15 protein-coding genes and 3 pseudogenes are annotated in these 25641 nt (G+C 70.2%); 14 read left to right on the forward strand and 4 right to left on the reverse strand.

The features are described 5' to 3' along the window. The first annotated feature begins 111 nt into the window (after positions 1-111). Positions 112-1002: a hypothetical protein gene (locus WME98_RS43555; RefSeq protein ID WP_437947528.1), complete on the forward strand. Its 891-nt coding sequence runs from the start codon at positions 112-114 to the stop codon at positions 1000-1002. Between the two features lie 313 nt (positions 1003-1315). Beyond that, on the forward strand, positions 1316-2434 hold the full coding sequence (locus WME98_RS43560; RefSeq protein ID WP_437947529.1) for a type I restriction-modification system subunit M: 1119 nt from the start codon (positions 1316-1318) through the stop codon (positions 2432-2434). Between the two features lie 208 nt (positions 2435-2642). Here the strand turns inward: WME98_RS43560 and WME98_RS43565 are convergent, their stop codons facing one another. Then, a complete protein-coding gene (locus WME98_RS43565) occupies positions 2643-3458 on the reverse strand; it encodes an ExeA family protein (protein ID WP_437945293.1) in 816 nt (271 codons plus the stop codon). Further along, a pseudogene (locus WME98_RS43570) lies at positions 3455-4168 on the reverse strand (integrase core domain-containing protein); the annotation flags it as partial. The gene WME98_RS43565 and the pseudogene WME98_RS43570, both read right to left, overlap by 4 nt. A 247-nt stretch (positions 4169-4415) precedes the next feature. On the opposite strand from WME98_RS43570, the pseudogene istA reads away from it, so the two are divergent. Together istA and istB are read left to right on the forward strand one after the other, a co-directional pair. After that, positions 4416-5948, forward strand: a pseudogene (gene istA, locus WME98_RS43575) (IS21 family transposase); the annotation flags it as partial. A gap of 19 nt (positions 5949-5967) precedes the next feature. Continuing rightward, a complete protein-coding gene (gene istB / locus WME98_RS43580; RefSeq protein ID WP_437945317.1) occupies positions 5968-6720 on the forward strand; it encodes an IS21-like element helper ATPase IstB in 753 nt (250 codons plus the stop codon). A gap of 83 nt (positions 6721-6803) precedes the next feature. On the opposite strand, the pseudogene WME98_RS43585 reads toward istB, so the two are convergent. After that, positions 6804-7458 (reverse strand): annotated as a pseudogene (locus WME98_RS43585) (helix-turn-helix domain-containing protein); the annotation flags it as partial. 119 nt (positions 7459-7577) lie between these two features. Further along, positions 7578-7982: a hypothetical protein gene (locus WME98_RS43590; RefSeq protein ID WP_437954008.1), complete on the reverse strand. Its 405-nt coding sequence runs from the start codon at positions 7980-7982 to the stop codon at positions 7578-7580. Between the two features lie 730 nt (positions 7983-8712). Here WME98_RS43590 and WME98_RS43595 point away from each other — a divergent pair. The 10 genes from WME98_RS43595 (at position 8713) to WME98_RS43640 (ending at position 25587) form a co-directional block, all read left to right on the forward strand. Continuing rightward, positions 8713-9999: an ATP-binding protein gene (locus WME98_RS43595; protein WP_437947530.1), complete on the forward strand. Its 1287-nt coding sequence runs from the start codon at positions 8713-8715 to the stop codon at positions 9997-9999. Beyond that, entirely contained in the window at positions 9989-13003 is a 3015-nt protein-coding gene (locus WME98_RS43600) for a type I restriction endonuclease subunit R (protein WP_437947531.1), read from the forward strand. Before WME98_RS43595 ends, WME98_RS43600 begins: the two co-directional genes overlap by 11 nt. 593 nt (positions 13004-13596) lie before the next feature. Then, positions 13597-14346: an RHS repeat domain-containing protein gene (locus WME98_RS43605; protein ID WP_437947532.1), complete on the forward strand. Its 750-nt coding sequence runs from the start codon at positions 13597-13599 to the stop codon at positions 14344-14346. 67 nt (positions 14347-14413) lie between these two features. Then, entirely contained in the window at positions 14414-17245 is a 2832-nt protein-coding gene (locus tag WME98_RS43610) for an RHS repeat-associated core domain-containing protein (RefSeq protein ID WP_437947533.1), read from the forward strand. Further along, positions 17242-18684 carry a hypothetical protein gene (locus tag WME98_RS43615; RefSeq protein ID WP_437947534.1) on the forward strand — a complete coding sequence of 481 codons (1443 nt, stop codon included), beginning with the start codon at positions 17242-17244 and terminating at the stop codon, positions 18682-18684. Before WME98_RS43610 ends, WME98_RS43615 begins: the two co-directional genes overlap by 4 nt. A 96-nt stretch (positions 18685-18780) precedes the next feature. Next, positions 18781-20235, forward strand: a complete 1455-nt coding sequence (gene glgA / locus WME98_RS43620) for a glycogen synthase GlgA (protein WP_061624622.1) — start codon at positions 18781-18783, stop codon at positions 20233-20235. A gap of 257 nt (positions 20236-20492) precedes the next feature. Further along, entirely contained in the window at positions 20493-21479 is a 987-nt protein-coding gene (locus tag WME98_RS43625; protein ID WP_437947535.1) for a hypothetical protein, read from the forward strand. Continuing rightward, positions 21472-21942, forward strand: a complete 471-nt coding sequence (locus WME98_RS43630) for a FixH family protein (RefSeq protein ID WP_437947536.1) — start codon at positions 21472-21474, stop codon at positions 21940-21942. Before WME98_RS43625 ends, WME98_RS43630 begins: the two co-directional genes overlap by 8 nt. An 11-nt stretch (positions 21943-21953) precedes the next feature. Continuing rightward, positions 21954-23402, forward strand: a complete 1449-nt coding sequence (locus WME98_RS43635) for a WD40/YVTN/BNR-like repeat-containing protein (protein ID WP_437947537.1) — start codon at positions 21954-21956, stop codon at positions 23400-23402. Positions 23403-23667: 265 nt separating this feature from the next. Continuing rightward, the gene (locus tag WME98_RS43640; protein WP_437947538.1) at positions 23668-25587 is read left to right on the forward strand and encodes a GAF domain-containing protein; all 1920 of its coding nucleotides are present in this window, start codon (positions 23668-23670) and stop codon (positions 25585-25587) included. Positions 25588-25641 lie beyond the last annotated feature (54 nt).

Below are 25641 nucleotides of genomic sequence, written 5' to 3' on the forward strand. Positions count from 1 at the left end.
GGAGTGTGCCGAGCGTGTACGGCAGCTGCGGCAGGTGGGTGCGAAGCGCCGAGTGTCCGATTCGTGCCGGGAATCTGGTGCCATGAGCGACCCTGGTTAGCTTCGGCGACCATGGCGAAACCTACCAACCGACCTGAAAAGGCCCCGTCGGCGCGTGCCGCGGGAGAGGAACGGGTCCTGAGCTACCAGGCCCTCTACGAGCACTACCAGCCCATCGGCGCGGAGCTCCGCGCCGATGAGGTGCAGGTCTGTCGCGCGGATCCGCGCCTCGTGCTCGTGAACGCGAAGCGCGGCGTCGCGGCGGTGCTCGGCACGAAGGAGCAGGTGCAGGCCGTGCGCGAGCACCTGCCGAAGATCCCGGTGAAGCAAGTGCAGGAGCTGCCGGACATGGCCCGTGCGCTGCTCTTCGCCTCGCGCGAGGCGCTGCCGCGGGTCGCGAGCCCGAAGGAGATCGAGAAGGCGCTCCTGGAGATCAGCGGGCCGCGCGAGGAACTGCTCACCCAGGCGGAGCTCTTCGCCCGGCGGGGGCTCCTCGACCGGGAGCGGGTCGCGCAGATCCGGGCCGGCTCCGGCAAGTACGACACGGCCCGGGACGGGATGGAGCTCGCGGCGCTGTTCACCGCGCGCGCGGAGGCGCTGAAGGGGCTGCACCCGTTCACGCGGGAGGAGATCGAGAAGCTCGGGCGAACGAGCGAGTGGCTGCTCGAGAACCTGACCCCGACGGGCGCGCGGGCGGAGGCGAAGAAGCGGGAGAAGGGGCCGGCGGAGGACGCGCGAGACCGGCTATGGACGCTGATCGTGCAGCGGTACGCGCATGTCCGGAGGATCGGGTACTACTTCCACGGGGACGACTTCGAGCAGATCACGCCGCGGCTCCTGTCGCGGGCGCACGTGGCGCAGGCGGGCGCGGAGCCGGAGGAGGCGCTCGACGAGGAGGCGGAGGCGGGCGAGGGCGGGGGCGGGGGCGGCTCTGCCGATGCGGGGGGCGAGGGGGTGGGGTGACGTCCTGATTCGGAGCCGATCGAGGGCGAGGGAGAGGAGGGCGGCGACGGCGTGACGCCCTGCCAGGAGCCACGGCATCGTTCCACGCCGGCGCCGTGGGAGGCTCGGCCGAGTCTCCCGGGGCGCCGGGTGGCCGAGCACCTGCTCCCTGGCCCGCGTCTTGGCTGCGGCTGGGTTCTTCCGGTAGAAGCGCACACGGCAGGACCATGATGGGCTCCTGCACCGAGGCGCTACTGATGATCAGCTCGCACGCCCCACGGTCCACCGCGACATCGCGGACTTCGCGTACACTCGCCCCGGAGGGAGCGACGCCGTGACCGTTGCCACGAACGTCACCGTCCGACAGGTCCTCGATCGGCTCACACGGGACGAGCTCATCGCCGCAGTTGACCTCTACGGGATCGAAGTCGCGGACCGCCGCGCCAAGGCCGCGCTCGCCGACGCGCTGGCCCGTTCTCCGCAAGTCGACCTTGGCGACGCCCTGGGCCGTCTCTCGCGCGACCGACTCAAGCAGCTCTGCCGCGACCTTTCGCTCGACGACTCCGGACGTGAGAAGGCGGCCCTCGTCGGCCGACTCCTGCCCCGGCAGGCGAAGGCCAACGGCCAGGCCGGACAGATGCTCTTGCCGCTCTCCGGCGGGTCTCATGTCGCCGCCGCTTCCGCCTCGACGATGACAACCAGCACCCCGACACCGCCGCCGCCCTCGCCCCGCAGCTTCGCGAGCTTCCGCGAGATCACCGACTTCCTCTGGCAGAACGCGGAGCGGCTTCGCGGGGCGTACAAGCCGAACGAGTACGACAAGGTCATCCTGCCCCTGCTCGTCATCCGCCGGCTCGACTGCGTCTTGGAGCCGACGAAGCAGAAGGTGCTGGCGCGCCTCGCCGACCTCACAGCCCGCGGCATGAAGCCGAGCGACCCCGCCGTCGACAAGGCGCTGCGCAAGGTTTCGGGCGTGCCGTTCTACAACGTCCACAAGCTCGACTTCGTGAGGCTCAAGGGCGACCCGAGCCATATTGCCCAGAACCTGCGCGCGTACCTCAAGGGCTTCTCGGCCAACGCGCGCGACATCGTCGAGCAGTTCAAGTTCGACGAGCAGATCAACCGTCTCGACGAAGCCAACCTGCTGTACCAGGTCGTCGAGCTGTTCGCTGGCGTGGACGTACATCCCGACGCGGTGCCGAACCACGTGATGGGAAGCATCTTCGAGGAGTTGATCCGGAAGTTCAATGAGAAGAAGAACGAGGAGGCGGGTGATCACTACACGCCGCGCGAGATCATCAGGCTGATGGTCGACCTGCTCTTCGTGGAGGACGATGACGCCCTCCGCAGACCGGGGATCGTCCGCAGTCTGTTCGATCCGGCGTGCGGCACCGGCGGCATGCTCTCGGTCGCCGAGGAGTACCTGCGCGAGCTGAACCCGGACGCGTGTTGACGCTCAGGCTGGCTGATGGCTCGCCGAGCAGGCCCCTTGATGGCCATCGCGGGCGTGCTCCGTTGCGGTCAAGGAGGGCGATGGCCATCGCTCCGGCGTGCGCCGCGGGCTGCCTCGCGATGGCCATCACCGCGTGTCCGCCGACGTTGGCGCCGAAGAGGCGCTCCTGCGCCGGCGCCGAGGGCGTTCCCGCCGCCTCGGTCCAGCGTCAGCTGCCGTCCGTCCCCAGGTCGCCGACGATGTGGGACATCACCTCGCGCTCGACGAGCTTCTTCTTGCGCCGCGCCGCCTCGCGCAGCGCGGCGGTGGCCATGCGGTCGATCTCGCGCAGGCTCGATCCGGCCGCCTCGTGCAGCAGGAGGAGGGCGTCGGCGGTGAAGACCTCGCGGTCGGCGCCGGCGCGGCTCATCCGTAGCCGCACGTACTGGCCGGTATCGTCGGGGACCATTGGACCAATCGACAGACGCCGCTCGATCCGCGAGTACAGCGAGCGATTCTTGCGCAGCTCGAGCCGATCTTGGAGGTCAGGGAGCCCTACCAGGATCAGCGACAGCAGTGCACGACTGTCCCATTCGTAGTTGAGCAGGATGTGGAGATGATCAAGCGTGTCCTGGTGGAGCAGATGCGCTTCGTCCAGCAGAAAGACCGGGTGAATACGCTCGCGGCCGAGTGTCTCGACATGCGCGCTGACGGCGTAGAAGACGGCCGCCGCGGTTGCAGCGGGGTTGAGGCCGAGCGCATGGCAGAGCTGACGATAGAAGTCGCGACGGCCCAGTGTGGCATTGTGGCAGTAGGTCAACCGGAAGCCTGCCTGCGGCAACCGATGACGCACGGCCCGCAGCACACACGTCTTGCCGGCGCCGGGCTCGCCGACCAGCAGCACCTGGGCGTGCTCGTGCACGGCCTCGCACACCTCCTCGACGAGCTGCTCCTTGGAGGGCGGCAGCCACAGCTCGCCGTCCTGGATCTCCTTGGAGAAGGGCGCAGCCGAGAGGGTGAAGAAGCGGACGTATGATTCGCTCACGCTGCACCTCCGGCCTCGCCGGTGTCCTCGCCTCCGCCCGCCCGGCGGCCGAGCGTCCGCGCGGGGTTGAAGTCCACCGGGCGCGTCGGCTTATCCGCCGCTGGGCCGCCGCACGGAGGCCGCTTGCGCCGCGCGTTGCGCTGCGGGTCGACCGGATGCAGCATGAGGCGCTTGCCCTCGTGCTCGACCCACGGCGGCTCGTCCGGCGCGATGAAGCACCGGGCGACAGAGACGATCTGGCCAGCGAGGTAGCCCTGGTCGAGCTGCCAGGCGATGCCGTCGACTGAGACGATGTTGTCGCCCGAGACGCGGCGCCGGGTACGCTCGGTGAGCGCGCTGCGTAGCGCCTTCTCATCGACGGCGCTGTCTCCGGCGGGGCGGGCTGCGTAGAGCTGCGCCGGGGTCTTGCCGAGCAGGCCCGCGTGTGGCGCCGGGTGGTAGCGCCTGTCGAGGAAGGCGCGGAGCGTCGTGTTGATGTCGACGAGCGAGGCCACGGCACCGAGGTAGTTGAGGCACCCTTCGCGCAGCGTGCGCCAGAAGCGCTCCATCTTGCCGCGCGCCTCGGGGTCGTAGGGCTTTGCGTGCAGGAGCGTGATGCCGAGCCGCGCGCACGCGGTCTTGAGGATGTCGCCGCGGTAGGTCGAGCCGTTGTCGAGATAGAGCGCGTCGGGCTTGCCGTGACGGCGCAGGGCGTCGACGGTCATGCCGAGTGCGTATTCCGGGCCGACGTGACGGCCGATTCCGAGCGCACGTGACGGCTCGTTCCGACGGGACGTGACCGGGCGTTCCGGGCCACCCGACGGGGTGTTCCGACACACCTGACGGCTCGTTCCGACGCACGTGACGGGCCGTTCCGAGGGACGTGACGGACCGTTCCGACGGGGGTGACGGCCCACAGGCGGCGCTCGCGGTCGCAGCCTCATCGCGTACATGGGCGCGATGTCGGAGCGGCTATCGATGCGGAAGGTTCGAGAGATTCTGAGGCTCAAGTTCGAGTGCAAGCGCAGCCGAGCGGAGATCGCTGCAGCGGCCTGCGTCGGCGAGAGCACGGTGAGCGGCTACCTGGCGCGCGCGGAGAAGGCGGGGCTGACGTGGGAGGTCGCCCGAGAGATGACCGAGGCCGAGATCGAGTCGCGGCTGTTCCGCGACGTCGGCCGCAACGAGCCGCCCGCGCGCGTGCCGATCGACTTCTCCTGGGTGCACCGCGAGCTGTCGAAGCCGTGCGTCACGCTGCAGACGCTCTGGCTCGAGTACCGCGAAGCGAGCGCGGCACAGGCTCCGCTGAGGCCCTACGAGTACAGCCGGTTCTGCGACCTGTACGCAGGCTGGAAGAAGAAGCTCGGCGTCGTGATGCGTCAGGTTCACCGCGCCGGCGAGAAGGTCTTCATCGACTACTCGGGAAGGAAGCCGCACATCGTCGACCAGACGACCGGCGAGGTGACCGAGGTTGAGCTGTTCGTCGCGGTGCTCGGCGCCAGCAACTACACGTACGCCGAGGCAACGCGCTCGCAGAAGCTCGCCGACTTCGTCGGCTCGACGGTTCGGATGCTCGAGTACTTCGGTGGCGTGCCCGAGGTGATCGTCCCCGACCAGCTCCGCAGCGCGGTCTCCGGGCCGGATCGGTACGAGCCGGACATCAACCCGACCTACCTCGAGATGGCGCACCACTACGGCGTGACGGTGATCCCGGCTCGGCCTCGAAAGCCGCGCGACAAGGCCAAGGTCGAGGGCGGCGTGCTCATCGCGCAGCGCTGGATCCTCGCCTCGCTGCGACACCGGACCTTCTTCAGCCTTGCCGAGCTCAACGACGCGATCGCGTCGCTGCTCGAGCGGCTGAATGCGCGGCCGTTCCAGCGGCTCGACGGCTGCCGGCGGACAGCGTTCGAGACCATCGACAAGCCCGTGCTGCGGCCACTGCCGGCGCGGCCGTACGAGCTCGCCGACTGGAAGCACGCCAAGGTCAACATCGACTACTGCGTCTGCTACGACGACCGGCTCTACAGCGCGCCGTACACGCTGGTCGGTGCGCGCGTCGAGATCCGAGCGACGGCGGCCGTCGTGGAGCTGTTCCACGACGGCGTGCGCGTCGCATCGCACGCGCGCAGCTACGGGCGGAAGGGCACGGCGGTGATCGTGGACGAGCATCGCCCCAGGGCCCATCGCGACTACGGCAAGTGGCCGCCGGAGCGCGTGGTGGCGTGGGCCGAGACGATCGGTCCGAACGTCGGCGAGCTCGCGCGCGCGGTCATGCGCCACCGCACCCACCCGGAGACGGGCTACCGGACGTGCCTGGGCGTGATCCGGCTCGCGGACAAGTACGGTCGCGAGCGCGTCGACGCTGCGTGCGCGCGTGCGCTTCGCATCGGCAGCCCCACCGCGAAGAGCGTGACCGCGATCCTGAGGAATGGTCTCGACCGCGCGCCGCTGGTCGAGCCGCCGCCCCGGGGGGCCCTGGCGCACGAGAACATCCGCGGTGCTGAGTACTTCGACAAGGAGGAGAGGAGTGATCTTGGAAGAGACGATTCAGAAGCTGGTCGAGATGAAGCTGAACGCGATGGCGGCGATGCTGAGAGAGAGGGAGGCTGCGCCGTCGGCGGAGCCGCTCTCCACTGAGGAGATGATCGGGTTGCTCGTCGACCGCGAGTGGACAGCCCGTGAAAACAAGCGGCTCCATCGCCTGCTGAAGGATGCGCGGGTGCCGGGGGGCGCGTGCATGGAGGACTTCTCCTGCGAGGCAGGGCGCGGCGTAGACAGGTCCTTCGCTCGGTCGCTGGGCTCCTGCCAGTGGGTCCGAGCGAAGCAGAACGTGATCGTGCTGGGAGCGACCGGAGCCGGGAAGAGCTTTCTCGGCGGCGCGCTGGCGCAGGCAGCCTGCAGGCAGGGCTTCCGCGCCCTCGTCATCCGCACCCCGCGCCTGCTCCAGCAGCTCGCGGTCGCGCGTGCCGACGGGACCTACGCCAACGCCCTCGCGCGCATGGCCAAGGTCGCCGTGCTGGTCCTCGACGACTTCCTGCTCGCGCCCATGACCGATGTCGAGAGGCGCGATCTACTCGAGGTCCTCGAGGACAGATACGACACGTCGTCGACCGTGATCACCTCGCAGATCCCGGTGAAAAGTTGGCACCAAGCCATCGGAGAGGCGAGTATCGCCGACGCGATCTGCGACCGCGTTGTCCACAACGCGCACCTGGTGACGCTCCGCGGCGGGTCGATGCGGAAGAAGAAGGCGGTGGCTCCCGAGGTGACCGAGACGAAGACCTGACCGCGCTCGTCGCTACGCTCCGGTCCACGTCACGCCGGACTGGGCCGTCGCGTCGCCCCGGAACGAGCCGTCACGTCCGTCGGAATACGCACCGAGCATGTCGACCTCTTTCTCGGTGGTGTGCGCCTCGAGCGCGACGACGTAGCGAGAGGCGTCGTCGAGCAGCCCGTGGATGCGGATCGGCATCGCTTTGCCGCCGACGGTGCAGCCGGTCACGTGACAGACGTCACCGTGCCAGAGCGCGCCAGGGCGCTCGGCTTGCCAGCGCAGCCGCGTCTTCGGCTCGCCCTCGGCGCGCGCAGCGCGGCGGCGAAGTCCGTGCGCCGCGTACAGGCGCCGTACGGTGGGCTCGGAGACCTTGCCCGCTTCGAGGCGTCCGTCATCGACGAGCGTCTTGAGGATGAGCGGCACCGAGGCGTAGGGATGCTCGCGCCGGATATCGAGCAGCAACGCACGCAGCTCTTCAGGCAGCCGCTGCGCGAAGCCTCGATCGCTGCGTGGCTGCGGACGCAGGCCGTCGAGGCCAGCTGCGCGATAGGCGTACAGCCAGCGCTGGAGCGTGGGCACCGAGTAGGTGCGCGTGCTGTGCGCGCCCGGCGGGCGAAACCGCTGCTCGCTGAGCGTGCGCAGCTCGGCGGCGAGCTGGCCGTGGGTGAGCACGCGGTGCATCAGAGGGCCGATGACCGTGGCGCGATAGATCGCCACGGTCTCGGCGTGGTCGGCGGGGCCGAGAGCCATTCGAACAGGTCCTTTCTGCGCCTTGCTGGCGCGCGGTCCTTGTCCGGGATCGGCGGCGTTTTCGGCAGGGATCCTCTCAGGTGGGCTGTACGATTGGGACTCTGAAAGGGCAGAGGCCCTCACGCCGCGTGCGCGGCGCCGAGGAAGGCGCGGTGCTCGATCGGCAGCGCCCGGGTCGTTGGGGCAGCGCTCGCCGCGAGCGCTGCCGCGGCGCTGGCCGCGCTCTGACGAAGGGATGCGGGTGGGCCTGGGCCGGGGGCTTCCGCAAAGAGACGTCGCTGCGCGACATCGCGCGCCCACCGGCGCAGCGTGGCCCAGCCGGTGACGGCGCTGTCGCCGAGGATCCTCGCCGGGCCCACGCGCCGCCGGACCTCGGCTGCCGTCGCGAGCGCGAGGCCCCAGAGCGCGAGGGCGAAGCCTATCGCGGCGGCGCTGTACGTGCGCCGACCGAGCACACCGCGAGGAACGACGAGGAGCACGGCGCCGCAACGGAGGCAGCGGTAGCGGCGGGCGGTGACCGGCATCACCTCGGGCGGTTGGTCCGGGCTGGCAGGGCCCCAGACCTGCCGCTCGCGCCTGCCGTGACCTTGGAGCTGGATGGCGCCTCCGAGCGGACAACTCGCGACGCCGCAGGCGGGGCAGCGAGCAGGGCGCGCTTCGACGACCGAGGGGGGTTGCTGCTGCCAGCGCTTGATGTCGATGGCGCTCTGGATAACACTGCGACCGCTTCGATTCCTGGGCACAAGAACCGGAGCACGACGAGGAGGCTGTCGGCCAAGATCAGGTCTCCTCGTCGCCTATTTTGTGGCCGGCACCGCGCCGCTGCTCCGCTCCGCTGGTGGACCTACCCCGTCGTGAGGCGGGCGTGGGAGCAACGATGGGTGGTAATTTTCGAGCGGTGGCCGGAATGGATGCAGTCACGTGCCGGTAGCTCCTTCCGATGAGAATTCGGGGCAGCTGGCCGGAATGTAGGTACCGCGGCTTCAGGGGTGTCGTCCTCCCTCGTTGCGTACGCGGAGCGAGCGCCCTCCATGATGGCCATCTTCGCTGCGTAGAGCTCCTCACCATCACGCAGCATGCTCGATGTGAGGGGCTGGAGCATCATCGAGACCGGGCGGCAATAACGGGGAGTACCTCCTTAAGCGCAAGCTCGCGGATCGCCGGGGCCGCGACGTAGCGCTACGCCGAGGGGCCGAGCTGCTTTTCGCAATCGACGGCCCCGACCATCCGAACGCAGGCGTGCGGGTCTTCCGAGTGGTCGGTACCGAGCGCCGCCTCGGCGCAGAGCACAACGTCGAGGAGCGCCCGCGGATCGAGGGGAACCTCGGCCAGGTGCTTCCGGTGGTCTTTGCAGCGGTCGACGGACTCGTCCGGCGGCCTTCGCGCCTCGTCGGCAACCGCTTCCGCGCGGTACCGGAATATCCGGATTTTTCCTGGAAAGAGGCGATCCTCAACGCCGTTGCGCACCGGGACTACACCACGGAGGGACGCACCACGGAGGTCTGGTTCTTCGACGACCGGCTCGAGGTGACCAATCCGGGCGGGCTCGTTCCCGACATCGCCCTCGAGGATCTGCTCAGCCTGCGTCGCGTCCACGTGAGCAGGAACCCACGCACGGTGCGCGCGCTTGTCGACCTCGGCTTCATGCGTGATCAGGGCGAGGGGATCCCGCGCATGTTCGCGGAGTTGGAGGGGCTGTTCTTGCCAGCGCCCGTGCTGGACCCATCGTCGCGGGAGTTCCGGATCACGCTCCGCAACACGCCGACGCTGACGGCAGAGGATCGGACCTTCGTCGCCTCGCTCGGCGACGAGGAGCTGACAGACCTGGACTTCCGAGCGCTACTCGAAGCGCACCGGCACGGCCGGATCGACGACGCTCGTATGCGGCAGATCTCCGGCCTTGATACGCTGGGCGCGAGCCAGCTCCTGCGGCGCCTACGGGACCGGGAGCTCCTGACCTTGCATCCCGCCGGCTCAGCCAGCTTCTACGAACTCGCTCCCACGGTGCGCGGCCGTTTCTCCAGCGATGCTCGTTTCTCCGCCGGGCACCTTGCCGAGGAACAGTTGGAACGGTTCGCTGAGCAGCTAGGCGATCCAGGAAAGCTGCCCGACGACGGCGCGGATAGGGGGGAACTCGCATCGGATGGGGGGGAGCCGGCGCCGAATAGGGGGGAGCTGACCGAGGAAGGCGCTTCCGATAGGGTGGAGCTAGCGTCCGACAGCGGAAATTTCGGAGACGTGCCGCCGTCCGTGCGCGAGCTTCTGGCCTCGCTTGGTCCGCGGCCGAGAAGGGATCGCCTTAGGCAGGCGATCCTCCGCCTAGCCGAGCTCCGCGCCTGGAAGCCGTCGGAGCTCGCCGCCGTGCTGGGGCTCGCCGATGCCGCGAAACTCGTCGAGCGGCACCTCTCGCCGATGGTCAGCGAGGGGCTCCTCGAGCGGGCTCACCCCGAGAACCTGCGGCATCCCGATCAAGCGTACCGCGCCCGCAGAGGCGGTCCGGCGGCTTCCAGAGACAAGGAGGACGACGACGATGCCGGGTAAGCACAACGAAAAGGCCCTCGAAGATGCCATCGAGGCGAGCCTCCTCGGCCTGGGCGGTTGGGTGAAGGGCGACCCGAAGACCTTCGACCGCGAGCGCGCGTTTCAACGGTCTGACTTCTTCGCCTTCGTCGAAGCCACGCAGCCCGAGCTCTGGGCCGACCTGAAGCAGCAGCACGGCGCCGGACTCGAAGACGCCGTCCTCGACACCTTGGTGAAGTCGCTCGAGTCCCGCGGCACCCTCGACGTGCTCCGCCACGGGCTCAAGTTCTTCGGCAAAAAGATCGACTGCGCTGCCTTCCGGCCAGCCCATGGTCTCAACCCGGAGATCCTCGCGAAGTACGCCAAGAACCGGCTCGTCGTGACGAGGCAGGTTCGCTTCATCGCCGACGCAGATGCAAAGGACTGCGTCGACCTGCTCCTCTCGCTCAACGGCCTGCCGATCGCGACCGTCGAGCTGAAGAACCACCTCACAGGGCAGAGCGTCCAGCATGCCATCCAGCAGTACCGGGCGCGGGACCCGCGGCACCGGCTCTTCCAGTTCAAGAAGCGCGCGCTCGTGCACTTCGCGGTCGATCCGGACCTCGTCTACACGACGACGCAGCTCATCGGCGTGGACACGCGGTTCCTTCCGTTCAACCGAGGCCATCATGACGGCGCCGGCAACCCCGATCACCCGGGCGGTCATCGCACGGCGTACCTCTGGCAGGAGGTCTGGCAGCGGGACTCGTTCCTGGACATCGTGGGCAGGTTCCTCCACGTGCTCAAGAAGGAGGAGAAAGCCGCCGATGGGAAGAAGGTCGAGCGCGAGGTCGTCGTCTTCCCGCGCTACCACCAGCTCGACGCCGTCCGGAAGCTCGAAGCCGCGGCGCGTAAGGACGGCGCGGGCAAGAGCTACCTGATCCAGCATTCGGCTGGCTCGGGCAAGTCCAACTCCATCGCCTGGCTCGCCCACCGGCTGGCGAGCTTGCACGACGACAAGGACCAGAAGGTCTTCGATTCGGTCGTCGTCATCACCGACCGGCGCGTCCTCGACCAGCAGCTCCAGGACAACATCTACCAGTTCGAGCACAAGCAGGGCGTGGTCGAGAAGATCAACGAGGACTCCGAGCAGCTCGCGAAGGCCCTTGCGTCCGGTACGCCGATCATCGTCACGACCCTCCAGAAGTTCCCCTTCGTCACCGGGAAGATCGCGAAGCTGCCGCGGAGGAAGTACGCGATCATCGTCGACGAGGCGCACAGCTCTCAGAGCGGCGAGGGCGCGCAGAAGATGAAGGAGATCCTGTCCGCCGGGTCGCTCCAAGAGGCCGAGCGGCAGGAGGCGGAGGGGGACCAGGAGGACGAGGAAGACCGCCTGCTCAAGGTCATGATGTCGCGCGGCCGGCAGAAGAACCTGTCCTTCTTCGCTTTCACGACGACGCCGAAGGCGAAGACGCTCGAGGTCTTCGGTCTGCGCGACGCGGAGGGCAATCCGAGGCCGTTCCACCTCTACTCGATGCGCCAGGCGATTGAGGAGGGCTTCATCCTCGACGTCCTGAAGAGCTACACGACGTACAAGGCGTACTACCGGCTGGTGAAGGCCACCGAGGACGATCCGCGCGTGCCGAAGAAGGAAGCGACGCGTCAGCTCGCACGCTTCATGAGCCTCCACCCGCACAACGTCGCCCAGAAGACCGAGGTGATGGTCGAGCACTTCCGGGCGAAGGTGCGCCACAAAATCGGCGGCAAGGCGAAGGCCATGCTCGTGACGAGCTCGCGCCTCCACGCCCTGCGGTACAAGCAGGCATTCGACAAATATATCAAGGAGAAGGGCTATACGGACGTCGGCGTCCTCGTCGCGTTTTCGGGGAAGGTGGAGGACCCGGACACAGGCTTCAGGTTCACCGAGCCCGAGATGAACGTCGGCAAGGACGGGAAGCGCATCTCCGAGGCCGGGCTGCCGGCCGCCTTCGAGACCGACCACTTCCAGATCCTTCTCGCCGCGAACAAGTACCAGACCGGCTTCGACCAGCCGCTGCTCCACACGATGTACGTCGACAAGCGGCTCGCGGGCGTGCAGGCGGTCCAGACGCTCTCCCGCTTGAACCGCACCTGCAGGGGCAAGGAGGACACCTTCGTCCTCGACTTCGTGAACGAGGTCGAGGAGATTCAGCGGAGCTTCCAGCCTTACTACGAGCAGACCACGGTCTCCGAGACGGCCGACCCGCAGCAGCTCTACGATCTCGCGCACAAGCTGGAGGCGGCGCAGGTTTTCTGGGAGTCGGAGAAGGAAGCGTTCTGCAAGGTCTTCTTCGCGCCGCGCGACAAGCAGACGACCCACGACCACGCGGAGATGTACAGGCACCTAAGCCCCGGCGTGGATCGTTTCAAGGCGCTCGACGATGGGAAGCAGGACGAGTTCCGGAACGCCCTCGGCGCGTTCGTCCGGCTGTACGCCTTCCTTTCGCAGATCATGCCGTTCCAGGATCCGGATCTCGAGAAGCTCTACACTTTCTGCCGCTACTTCGAGATGAAGCTGCCGCATGACGCGAAGAGATCGCCACTCAAACTCGATGGCGAGGTCGCGCTGAAGTACTACCGGCTCGACAAGATCAGCGAGGGAGCCATCCAGCTCCGGGTCGCCGAGCGCGTGGGGCTCCGGAGCCCCGTCGAGGTGGGGACACGGAAGGCGGACGAAGACGAGGCGAAGCTCTCGGAGATCATCGAGGTGCTCAACGAGCGCTTCGGGACCGAGTTCACCAAGGCCGACGAGCTCCTCTTCGACCAGTTCATCGAGGTCGCGAAGGCGGACGCCGAGGTCGTGCGGCGGGCCATGGTGAACCCGCTCGACAACTTCGCTCTGGCGATGGGGCAGAAGATCGAAGATTTGATGATCGACCGAATGGACCAGAACCAGGACATCGTCACCCGGTATCTGAACGACCAAGAGTTCCGGGAGACAGTGTTCCCGCTCTTGGTGAAGAAACTTTACGAAGCCGTCCGAGCCGACGCCGGCGCGGGGCGCTGAACGGACGCGCGGCAGACGCGACCGGGCGCGAAATCACGCACGTGGGCAGGCGCCGAGCGTGCCTCGGCGGCCAGGCGCAGCCTCACGGTCGCCCGCTGGCCTGCCAGCCCACGGCCTCTTGAAGCCCGGGCTGAAAGCACCGCCCCAGTTGCCTGCCCCGGGGTGCGGAAGGCGTCGCGAACGAGTCGAGGGCGCCGCCTGGCGCTCCATCACCATAATGGCCTTTCCAGTTCCTTGACAGCGGCCCCAAGCTTGTGCTGGGCTTCCCACGGACGTCCACCGCTAACAGACGCATTTCAGGGCAAGCCGGAGAGGCGTGTTCTCCATGCCCGGGACAGATCATGGCACGGACAGCTCCCATTCCGAACATACCTGCCATCCCGGGGATGAACCCGGGCATTTTCATTCTTGGCGGTGGTGGAGGAGGCGGCGGCGCGGGTGGGCGCGGCGGTCGCGGGAGCGGAAACGGACAGGGAGCCGGCGGTAACAACGGCGGCAGCAGCGCCGAGGGGGATGGGCGCAGCGCTTGCGGCATGAGCGGAGCTGACGGGGGCCGCTGCCCGAATCATCATGGCGGCAGCCGGAGCGGGGCGATGACGCAGGGCGATCCCGTCGATGTCGTCACAGGGCGGGTGTTCACCGTGCCAGTCGTGGACGTCCATCTGCTGGGACCGCTGCCGCTCGCGATCGAGCGCTCGTACTCGAGCGCCGCCCGCGAGATCGACGTGGGACTCGGATTCGGCACCACCCATTCCCTCGCCTGGGAAATCGAAGAGCGCCGTCGGACGATGATCGTGTGGACCGGCGAGGGTACGTCCTTCGAGCTCTCCCGTATTCCGGAAGGCGAGGCGCTCCTCGGCCCGGAAGGCTGGCTGCTGCACCGTGTAGGCGACGACATCGCGCTCGATTTGCCTGGTGGGACACGCTACCGCTTCGTCCCGGTAGCCAGCGAAGGGGCGCTCCGCAGGCTCCGCCTCGGGTCGATCGAGAGCCCGCAGGGGGCCCGGATCACGTTGCGCTACGAGGGCCGTGTGCTGAGCGTGATAGTCGACAGTGCAGGACGGGAGATTCGCGCCCGCACCGGCGCACCGGGGCGAATCGAGGCATTTGAGGTGCGCACCTCTCCGTCACAAGGGCGGTGGATCACCTTGGTCGCTTATCGGTACGATGACCAGGGGCGTCTCGTGGCGGCCGTCGATGCCGACAACAACATCAGCCGCTACAGCTACGACGATAAGAACCTGCTCACATCGTGCGAGTATCCGAACGGGCTAACCTTCTTCTTCCGCTATGACACTTCATGTCGATGCGTGGACGTGGGGGGAGTACCCGGGACGCCCTGATCCGAGCCTCGCGGACGACGTGCCCTCCAAGCTTGCGGATGGCACGCCGGCGCGTGGCGTCCATCACGTGAAGATCGAATATTTCCCTGACGGCGGCTCACAGGCGGCGGACTCCCTCACGAGCTTCCGTTACGATGGCAACGAGTACGGCAAGGTGCAGCGGGCCGTCATGGGGAGCGCGGTCTTCACGCGCAGTTACGACGCGAACGGCCACCTCGTGGAGTTCACGGACGCTCTCGGCGCGACGACTCGGTGGAAGCGTGACCCCCGCGGACGCATCCTCGAGGAGATCGATCCGCTCGGGGCGATCACTCTCATCGAGCGCAACATCGATGGAACGATTCGCCGTGTGGTGGATCCCGAGGGTGCGGAGACGAGCGTCGAGCGCACGGCCGACGGGTTTTTCGTGCGGGATCCCCTCGGCGCCGTGTTCCAGGTCCGGTACGACGACCGCGGCTTGCTGGAAGAAACGGTCGCCCCTGACGGCTCGCGCACCACCTTCCGGTACGATGCGGCCGGAAATCTGATCGAGCGGCGGAGCTCCGCGGGCGCCGTGACCAGGTACGATTGGGATGGCCTCGGCAGATGCATTGGTGTGCTGGATCCGAGTGGAGCCTATACGTCCTTCCGGTACTCGACAGCGGGCCGGCTCCTCTCGGTGAAGGAGGCCGATGGAAGCAGCACATCCTACGACTACGACGCGAACGGCAACGTGAGCGGCGTAAGCGACGCGCGCGGCAGGACGACCCTCGTTTACGGCGGTCTTGATCGGCTTTGCGAGGTGATCCTGCCGAACGGTGCTCGCATCGCTTTCCGCTATGATCGCGAGGGTCGCTTGGTCCTTGTACGCAATGCTCTGGGCGAGGAGCACTGCCTGGTACGGCGCCTGGATGGCTGTGTGACGTCGGAGCGGACGTTCGACGGACGCGTCGTGCGCCGCGGTTATGATGCGATGGCTCGGCTCGCGTGGGTGGAGCAGGGGCCCGGGGAGCGAATCGATTTCGAGCGCGACGCGCGCGGTAGGCTGGTGAAGCGGGTACACTCGGATGGTCTGGAGGAGACGTTCGAGCACGACGCCCGCGGCGACGTCGTGGCGGCGACGCGCGGAGGGGCACGCATCACGTTCAAGCGGAATGCGCTCGGCTGGATCGTGGGCGAGCGTCAAGAACTGCATGGCAGGTGTATCGATGTCGCGACGGAGTACGATCTCATGGGCCGCGTTCTCTGCCGCAGCACCTCCCTGGGTCATGTCGCAAAATTCTTGCGCGACCCTGCGTCGGGGACGACGCGCGTGGGGCTCGATGGAACCGAAGCAACGATCCGCCATGACGTGCTCGGGCGGGAGATAGCCCGCCTCCTGCCCGGAGGCGGCCTAATCGAGAGGGCCTTCGACGCCGTGGGGCGAGCCGTCGCCGCGCGGGTCATTCGCGGCGGGGTCGCCGCATTGCCCGGCGTGCCCCAGTGGGTTGGTCCAATGCCGTCAGGCGTCACCGCCGACATTCGCTGGGTGTATTCTCCCACGGCGGAGGTGGAGCGGGTCTGGAGGAGCGGTCATGATACCCTGTACGATTATGACAGCCTGGGCCGCCTCGTTCGCGTTACGCGTTCCCAGGCGCCGGCAGAGGAGTTCTCTTATGACGCCGGCGGCGCGCTGCTCGAGGTCGGTCTCGGCACACCGAGGCGGACGTACGGCCCGGGCGGGGCGCTGGATCTTCGCGGCGACACCGCATATCTTCGGGATCGATGCGGGCGCGTCGTCGAAGCTCGGAGGAGTCTGTCGGACGGAAAGGTGGACATTACCCGCTATCGATGGTCAGCGGACGGCTTGTTGAACGCCGTCGAGCTCCCCGATGGCGCGGTGGTCCACTACGAATACGACCCCTTCGCGCGGCGACTGCAGAAGCGCGTGACGTCCTCGGCTCACGTGGAGGCCCCTCGCGTGATCTCCGAGACCCGGTTTGTGTGGGATGCCACCACGCTTGTTCACGAGATTCATCGGCGAGCCGCGGCCAACGGCGATCCCGTGATCGAGGAGCGCACGTATTGCTTCGAAGAGAAGCGGTCCGTCCCGTGGGCGCACCACGAGGCCGTCGTGCGCGGCGGAGAACGCCAGGATCGCGGCTGGTTCTACTATGTGACCGACGATACCGGCGCGCCCGAGCTGCTGGTGGATCCTAACGGAGGAGTCGCCGCCACGCTCGGCAGGACTTCCTGGGGCAGGGGAGAGCATACCCCCGGGGCCCGTGCCTCGACGCCCTTCCGCTTTCGGGGCCAGTACGCCGATGAGGAGACGGGCCTGTCGTACAATCGCTATCGGTATTACGATCCCGAAACGGGCAGATACCTGAGCCCGGACCCGGTGGGCCTCCTCGGCGGCCTCGACCCCTTCGGGTACGCCGACGGATGTCCGACCTCGGCCGTGGACCCCGATGGTCTCATGTACTCCGTCATTCGCGACCGGAGTGGCCGCCCGGTGACGGACGGCGAGAACCTTGGCGCGGGCGGCGGCGTCACCGACATGGATCCGGCGTTGCGCAACCGCGGGTTCCGCGACTCCTGCGCGGAGACCACGGCGCTCAATAACCTTACTCGACAGGTCCGGGCCGGCAACCCCCGAATGAACGACGAGCAGGTGAGGGCGGAGGTGCGGCGCCGGTTCACGGAGGAGGGATACACGATGGAGACGTACGAAGGAAATCGCGAGGATTTCCAGAATCGCTCCCGGCGCGCGAACGAGGCGGCGCGCGTCGACCCGTGTCAGTATTGCGCCGGCATGATCGAGAACCTCGGTATCGCCGGCGGCGTCGTCGGAGCGACCAACGACCCGCGGACCGGCCGGTGGGACGGCCGCACGACCTATCGCGCGCAGCGCCGGAGCGGCCGGGGCAGGCGGCGATGACGGCTCGACCCGCGCTCGCGGACCTCGACGCCGATACCATCGAGCGCGGCCTCTCCGCCGCGGTAGAGGCGCTGGAAGCGCGGACCGATCGGGGTTCGCTCGTCGACTGGGTATGGTGGACGCTCGCGGACGCCCATGAGGGCTCGCGTGCTCGTGGCGAGCTCTCCGCCGAGGACGCAGCCGGGAAGGCGTACGCATGGTTGGCGGAGGCCGCGGCTGCGCTCGTCCGGGTCATGGCGCCCCCCTCTCGCGGGCCGGTCCTCGCGCTGGCGCTCCACGCCGTGATGCACGCGCCCGACGAGATGCTACGCCCCGGCACCCTCCTGGAGCTCGTGCGATCGGAGCTCCCGGGCGGAGAGGTCGCGGCGCGACGCGCAGCGCACATTGCTTCGATGCGGCATGGCAAGAGCGCGGTGGACAGCCTGGTCCTGGCGTCCGCGCTCCTGCCGCTGGACGAGGCGAGCGCCTGGTTCGATGAGGCGCTCACGCAAGCCGCGGCCTTGCGGCCCGACGAACTCGCGCGCACCGCTTCAGGCGCGATGGATGGGCTCGGGTCGGAGCGAGCGAAGATGCTCTACGACAAGATCCAGTCGCGAGGCGGCGCGCCGCGCGAGTGGCTCGTCGCTCTGGCCCCGCAGCTCCCCGACGAAGCGCGCGCGGGCGCGATCGACCAGGCTCGCGCGTGGGCGACAGAGGGGACGGTGATGCTGGACGGCAAGGTGCGCACGGCCCTGCTCGCGTGCGTCGACGCCGCGCAGTGTCTGGCCTCGCTCGACGAGGCCGGCGCGGACGACGCCGTCGCGCTCGTCGAGCGTCTGGCTACGCTGGGTTTGCGCGACGAGGGCCTCTCGGCGTTCGACCGGCGGTTCTCGGAACCTCTGCGCCGCATGGAGGCTCGGCTCGCGGCGTACCGGACGGGGACCCCGAGCCCTCGCGCCATCGACCACGTCCGAGGCGCCACCTCGGGGCTCGATGCCGCGCGCTGGGCCGAGCTCATCAAGCGACATGCGCCGGTCCTCGTCGCCTTCTTCGAGGAAGCGGAGCTCGTCGCCAGGCTGGCGCGGCTGGAAGATGCCATGGGCATCGAGGCGCGCGCGGCGCTCGCGCCCTTCGTGGGAGCGCCGCTCCGGCGCCGTCTCCTGCGGGAGGCCGTGTCGCTCCAGCGCGATGCCGGCGACACGGACACGCTCGCCGCCCTCGCGCGCTGCGCCCGCTGGCTCGAAATCGAGGAGGCGATCGCGCTGAGCGTCCTCGAGCTCCCGGTCGGGAGCCTCGAGGAGCTGCTCCGGGAGCACGGTTCGCTCTGGTGGACGGCGCCGCTCCTCCACAGGGCGGTAGGCGACGAAGGACTGGTGGAGGTCGCGCGGGTGATCGCGGAAGCGCTGCTCGGGTGCACGCCGCCGGCGCACGGCGCAGCCGGTTTCGGCCCGTCCGCCTGACGGCCTCGGGAAGCCCTGAACCCCTCCCGAACGCCGCCCCCGGTGTGCGGAAGCCGCCCCGTGCGCCCCCCGGTTCGTGCTACACACGGCGCCCGCATGGACATCCTCTTCGCTGCTTCCGAGATCGCGCCCATCGTCAAGGTCGGCGGGCTGGCTGACGTCGTGTCGTCGCTCTCGAAGGCGCTCCGGCTGCTCGGCCACAAGGTGACGATCGCGCTGCCCCGCTACCAGGCCCTCGATTCGAGCGGGCTGATGATGGCGCGCCGCCTCACCCCGATGCCGCTCGAGGTCGACCCGAAGGTGTCGCCAGGCGGGCCGATCCAGGTGACGCTCTTCGACGGGCGGCTCAGCACGGGCGTGGAGCTCATCGTCCTCGACGTGCCCGGCTTCCACGATCGGCCCGGCATCTACGGCGAGGAAGGGCGCGACTACGAGGACAACGCGCGCCGGTTCTCCCTGTTCTCCCGCGCCGTCGTCGAGCTCGTCCGCCAGCGCGCCAGGTCCGGCGCGCCGTTCGACATCGTCCACACCCACGACTGGCCCACCGCCATGGTGGCGTACCTGCTCCGCCACCAGCAGTCCGTGCCCGGCCGGACCGTGCTCACCCTCCACAACGTCGCCCACCAGGGCCTCTTCCCCAAGGACACGCTCGGGGCCCTCGGCCTCGACGAGGACCACTTCCGGCCGGACCGGCTCGAGTTCTACGGCCAGCTCAACTTCCTGAAGGGCGGCATCCTCGCCGCAGACGCGCTCACCACCGTCTCCACCACCTACGCGAACGAGATCCTCACGCCCAAGCAAGGCGAGCGGCTCGACGGCGTGCTCCGCACCCGGACGAACCAGCTGACCGGCATCGTCAACGGCATCGACTACGCCGTCTGGAACCCGATGACCGACCCGGCCATCATCGCGCGCTACGACGCCGAGGACGTGAGCAACAAGGGCCGCTGCAAGAGCGCGCTCCTCCAGGAGATCGGGCTCGAGATCCGGCCGGATCGGCCGCTGCTCGTGTCCATCGGCAGGGTGGTCGCGCAGAAGGGCAGCGACCTGCTCGCGAGCGCCCTGCCGAAGATCCTGAAGGGCGACGTCAGCGTCGTCGTGGCCGGCGAGGGCGACCCCGAGCTCATGGAGAAGCTCACCGCCGCCGCCGCCAAGGCGCCCGAGCGCGCGAAGTTCCTCGGCGGCGTGAGCGAGGCCGTCGTCCACCGGCTCATGGCCGCGGCCGACCTCGTGGTCGTGCCGTCGCGCTTCGAGCCGTGCGGCCTCGTGCAGCTCTACGCGCAGCGCTACGGCGCCGCCCCGGTGGCGTGCCGGACCGGTGGCCTCGTCGACACGATCGTCGACCTCGACGCGGCCCTGGAGACCGGCACGGGGTTCCTGTTCGACAAGCCGACCGCCACGTCGCTCGTCGGCGGCGTGCAGCGGGCCCTCGCGGCCCTGACGTCGCCCCGCTGGCCCGCGGTCCAGCGCCGCATCATGCGCCTCGACCTCGGCTGGGACCGGCCCGCGCGCCGCTACGTCCAGGTCTACCGGCAGGCGCTCGCCCGCTGATCCTGCCGCGCCGGAGCGGAGCGCCCGCGCCGGACGGCGGAGCGCCCGCGCCGGGGCGGAGCGCCCGCGCGGGACAGCGGAGCGCCCGCGCGGGACAGCGGAGCGCCCGCGCGGGACAGCGGAGCGTCCGCGGCAGCGCGAGACGCGCGGCGCCGGAGGGTGCGCCGGAAAGGGGCGGCCCGAGCGCGCTGCGGCGCCCCCCGCGCGACAACATGACGCATTGTCGCCGGCCATCCGCGTCGCCTATAGCAGCGGCCGTGCTGCCCAGAGCCGTCGCCGGCGTCGCGCTCCTCCTCTCGCTCGCATTGTCTCCGGGCACCGCGCGCGCGTCGGCCTGCTGCGGGACCGGGCACGGGATCGCCCAGTGGCTCGCGCCCTCGGAGCGCGCCGCGGCGAGCTTCTCGCTCCGGTTCACGGAGCAGCTCGGGAGCTGGTCGCCGGCGCGGGACTTCACCACGCAGGGCGAGGGCGTCTACCACCGCGAGCTGCGGGCGGACGTCGGGTGGACGGTGCGCGCCGGAGAGCGCCTCCAGCTCGGCATCTCCGTCCCGCTGCTGCGCACGTGGGCCGGGGCCGGCCCCGGCGACACGGCCGCGGGCGGCGGCGTCGGGGACATCAGCGCCTCGGGCCGGGTCGCGCTCGTCGACGGCGTCATGTCCCCGTGGCTCCCGTCCGCCGCGTTCACGCTCGGCGTGACGCTCCCGACCGGGCACGGCCAGAACGACGCGATCGAGCCCGTCGGCGTCAGCGCGACCGGCGTGGGCACGGGCGGCGCCGGCGCGATCGGCCTCGGCGCGGCCAGCGCGGACACGACCGGCCTCGGCGTGGCCGAGTTCCGGCCGGGGATCCTCCTCGAGAAGTCGTGGGGCTCGTTCCAGGCGCTGTTCTCCTTCTCGACCAGCGTCCGCACGAGCTACTACGCCGCGAGAGATCGCGAGGTGCAAGCCGCGCCGCGCATGCAGTTCCTCGCCGCGGCGGGGCCCGTGTGGGCCTCCGGCACCTCGCTCAGCGTGGGCGGCGTCTACGAGCGCGAGGGATACGCGCGCCAGGCCGGCCGCCCGGGCAAGGGCGGCGCGCACGAGCGGACCGCGCTGCTCGCCGTGCTGGCCCACGACGTCAGCGCGCGCTGGACCGCCGTCGGCAACCTCCAGGTGGACGTGCCGATCGCGGGGATCGGCCGCAGCGAGGGCGCCTTCGCCGCCCTGTCCGCAGGCCTCCGTTACGTGTGGGGGAGACATGATTGAACCGCGCGATCGGCCGTCGACGAGATCACCCAGGGAGCGCCGCGGGGCGCGGGCACGCCGCGCGGCGCTCGCGGCGGTCGCGGCGCTCGCCCTCCTCGCGCTCCAGGGCTGCGGCGCCGAGGGGTGGGAGCCGGATCCCGGGAGACGGCTGGGCTCCGGCCTGAACGAGCGCATCGAGTTCTCGGTGGCGTCGACCGGGCCGCTCGCGGTCGGCGCCAACACCTTCCACGTGCGGCTCACCTGGCTCGACTCGAGGAAGCCGGTGCAGCGGATCAAGCTCCGCGTCTACTCGACGATGCTCGGCATGCGGCACGAGTCCGTGCACGACGCCGTGGAGATCGAGCCGGGCCTGTACGAGGTGGCCAACGTCCCGTTCTCGATGACCGGCACCTACGACATGCAGTTCCGCGCCCTGGCCGCGTCCCTCATCGACGAGGCGGAATTCTCGTTCGAGGTGTACTAAGTTTCCGCCCCGTGCACAGCTCTGCAGAGGAGACGCCTCGACCGCGAAGGGGAACGAGCGCGCCGCGGCGCCGCCGGCTCGCGCTGTCGGCCGCGGCGCTGGTCGCGGCGCTGGGGCTCGCCGCGCCGGCCTCGGCGAACGGCCGCTTCCCGGCCGCGGGCCTCATCGCGAGCCACCCGAGCGATCCGTCGCGCCTCCTGGTGCGCGCGACCTACGGCCTGCTCTCCACGAGCGACGGCGGCGAGGAGTGGCGCTGGATCTGCGAGCCGGTCGTCGGCTTCGGCGGGAACGAGGACCCGATGGTCGCCTTCCTCGCCGACGGGACGATCATCGCCGGCGTCTTCGAGGGGCTCAGCGCGTCGAAGAACGGCGGGTGCGACTGGTCGTTCGCCGCGGGCGAGCTCTCGGACAGTTACGTCATCGACCTCTCCGCCGATCGCGAGGACCCCTCGCGGGCCGTGCTCGTCATCAGCTCGGGGCTCGGGGCTGGGCGGTTTTTGACCCAGCTCTGGGAGACGAGCGACAACGCGGACAGCTGGACCAAGTCGAGCGCCGATCTGCCCGAGGACTTCCTCGCGCAGACGGTCGACGCGGCCCCCTCGAACCGCGACCGCGTCTACCTGAGCGGCCGCTTCGGCGGGCCGGACTACGCCGGGGCCCTGGAGCGGACCGACGACCGCGGCGCGACCTGGGAGCGCTTCGACATCCCGGGGAGCGACGACAAGCGCCTGCCGTACATCGGCGCGATCGATCCCGCCGACCCCGACACGATCTACGTGCGCCTCGACGGCGATCCCAGCGACGCGCTGCTCGTCTCGCGCGACGGCGGGCAGACCTTCGCGACGGTGTTCGAGAGCCAGGGCGACCTCCTCGGCTTCGCGCTGTCGCCGGACGGGGCGACCGTGCTCGTGAGCGGCCCGCAGGACGGGATCTGGCGCGCGGCCGCGAGCTCGCTCGAGTTCACGCAGGTGTCGGGCGTCGGCGCGCGGTGCATGACCTGGACCGACGCGGCGCTCTTCGCCTGCGGCGACGAGTTCGTCGACGGCTTCACCGTCGGCCGCTCGCTCGACGAGGGAAAGAGCTTCGAGCCCCTCCTGCACCTCGACGGGCTCTGCGGCCCGATCGAGTGCGCGCCGGAGAGCGGCGCGGCCTCGACCTGCACGGATCTCTGGGGCGCGACCGAGCTCACCATCGACTCCCGTCAGTGCGGTGGCGCCGGCAGCGGGAGCGGCGCCGGCGCCGGCAGCGGAGGTTCCTCCGCGGGGCCCGCGGAGGAGGCGGGCGGGTGCGGGTGCAAGCTCGGCGCGCCGGGCGCGGCGAGCGCCGACGCCGCCGCGCCGCCCGGCGGCCGGCGTGCGATCGCGCTCGCGCTCTCGGCCGCCGGCGCGCTCGCGCTGGCGCGGCGTTCGCGGACTCGAGCGCGCGCGAGCGCACGCGGGCCCGCGAGGCGCGCGGGCTGAAGCAGGGCGGCGCGACGGCGGGCGAGCGAGGCCGTGCCCGCGCGAACGACCGCGCGCGGCTTCATCAACCGCTTATGGAAGGGCGCGGCGAGCGTCGGCCCGAGCGCCGATCGAAGCGACCGGGCGCAGCGCTCGCTCCCGGCGCCGCGCCGTCCGTGCGGGAGCGGGGCGGGCGGCGCTGAAGGCCGCGTCCGGTTCGTTTCTCGATCTACGCCCTCGCGGGCTGGCGTAGACTGAGAGGGCCTAGGCTCCGGCCAGCGCGTGAATGGCTCCCAGAGACCTTCCCAAGTCGCCGCTCGCCGCCTTCCTCCGCACCCACGGCGCAGGGATCCTGGAGGCGTGGGAGCGCGCCGAGCGGCGCCGCGCGCCGGGCGAGCAGTCCCCGGGCTACCTCGCGCTGCGCGAGGAGCTGCCCACCGTCTTCGAGCGCGTCGCCGAGCGCCTCGACGCGGCCGTGTCGTCGGCGGTCGTGCCGCAGAGCGACGACGCGCGCGACTCGTGGACCGGCGTCGAGTCGCTGTCGACCGAGTTCCCCGAGCCGCTGCTCGGCTTCCGCGTGCTCGACCGGCTCCGCGACGGGTTCGATTTGGAGGACGTGACGGCCCAGTACTCGGTGCTGCGCCGCTGCGTGCTCCGGCTCCTCGAGCGGACCGGCACGCAGGCGTCGTGGCTCGAGATGACCGTCCTGCACGAGGCGCTCGATCAGGTGATCATCGATCCGGCCACGCGGAGCGCCGCCGGCCGCGAGCGCGCGCTCGGGGCGCTCGATCGCGTCTCGGCCGAGGGCATGGGCAGCGTGCACATCGACCGGCTGCTGCGGCGGCTGCTCGAGGTGCTGCTCGAGTCGGCGCGCTCGGTCGACTGGGCGGTGATGCTGCTGATCGAGGGCGAGGTGCTGCGGATCCGCGCGGCCATGGGCGTCGACGAGGCGCTCTGGGGCCTGCGCGCTTACCGGCTGGCCGAGGGGTTCGTCGGCCGCGTGGTGCGCGAGCGCCGCCCGGTGGCGCTGCGCTCGGCGGCGCCGGATCCGCTGGCCACCGACGCCGGGGGCGGCGCGGCCGGGCCCGAGTCGGGCGCGCAGAGCGAGCGCCCGAGCGACGCGCTGCACGCGCTCTACGGCGTGCCGATGCTGTCGGAGGGGCGCCTCGTCGGGGTCGCGGTCGTGAGCTCGCGCCGCGTGTCCGAGTTCTCGGAGGGGGACCGGCTGCTCTTCCGGAAGGCGGCCGAGCGCGCGGCCGCGCTCGCGACCCAGGCGCAGCTGCGCGAGCAGCTCGCGGCGGAGCGCGGCCGGTTCGAGACGGCGATCCAGCGGCTGCCGGTCGGCGTGGCCGTCGCGGAGGGGACGGGGGGCACGATCGCGCTGAGCAACCGGCGCTTCGCGGAGATCGTCCGCGGCCCCGAGGAGACCCCGAGCAACGCCCCGCTGCGGACGCTGCTCAGCGAGGCGGACGACGACCAGCGCGCGCGCTGGCTGCTCTTCCGGGCGCTGCACGGCGGCGAGACGGTCGCCCGCGAGGAGATCGAGTTCGTCCGCGGCGACGGGGAGCGCCGCCTCGGGAGCTTCAGCGCGACGCCGGTGCGCGACGCCGACGGGCGGATCACCGCGGCCGTGATGATCGTCGACGACGTGACCGAGGCCCGGAAGGCCGAGCGCGGCCGCGAGCTCCTGGTCGCGGCGAGCGCGGCGCTGGCGGAGTCGGCCGATCACGACGCGGCGGTCGAGCATCTGGTGCGGCTCGGCAGCGAGCGCTTCGCGGACCTGTGCGCGCTCGACCACGACGACGGCGGCCTCCCGCGGCTCGTCGCGTCGGCGCGGCTACCGGAGGCGCGGGCGCTCGTGCCGCGGCTCCTCAAGCACCCGCCGCTGCTGCTCAGCGAGGCCGGCCCGATGGCCGAGGCGGCGGCCCGCCGCGAGGCCACGCTGATCCCGCTGGTCACCGATCCGTGGCTGCAGCGGATCGCCCGCGGGCCGGAGCACCTGGCGGCGCTGCGGGAGCTCGGCGCCCGCTCGGCGATCCTCGTGCCGCTCGCGGCGCGCGGCCGGAGGCTCGGCCTCCTGAGCCTGTGGGCGGTGGAGCGCGAGCTCCGGCAGGACGACGCGGGCGTCGCGACGGAGCTCGGGCGCCTCGCGTCGATGGCCATCGAGGCCGCGCGGCTGCACCGCGAGGCGGCCCGAGGGCGGTGAGGCGGAGCGAGCGCGGCGGGCGGGGGTGACCGGCGGGCGGGGGTGAGGGCGTGC

Origin of the sequence: Sorangium sp. So ce296 (assembly GCF_051529605.1) — a bacterium.
Taxonomy (GTDB): domain Bacteria; phylum Myxococcota_A; class Polyangia; order Polyangiales; family Polyangiaceae; genus Sorangium; species Sorangium cellulosum_D.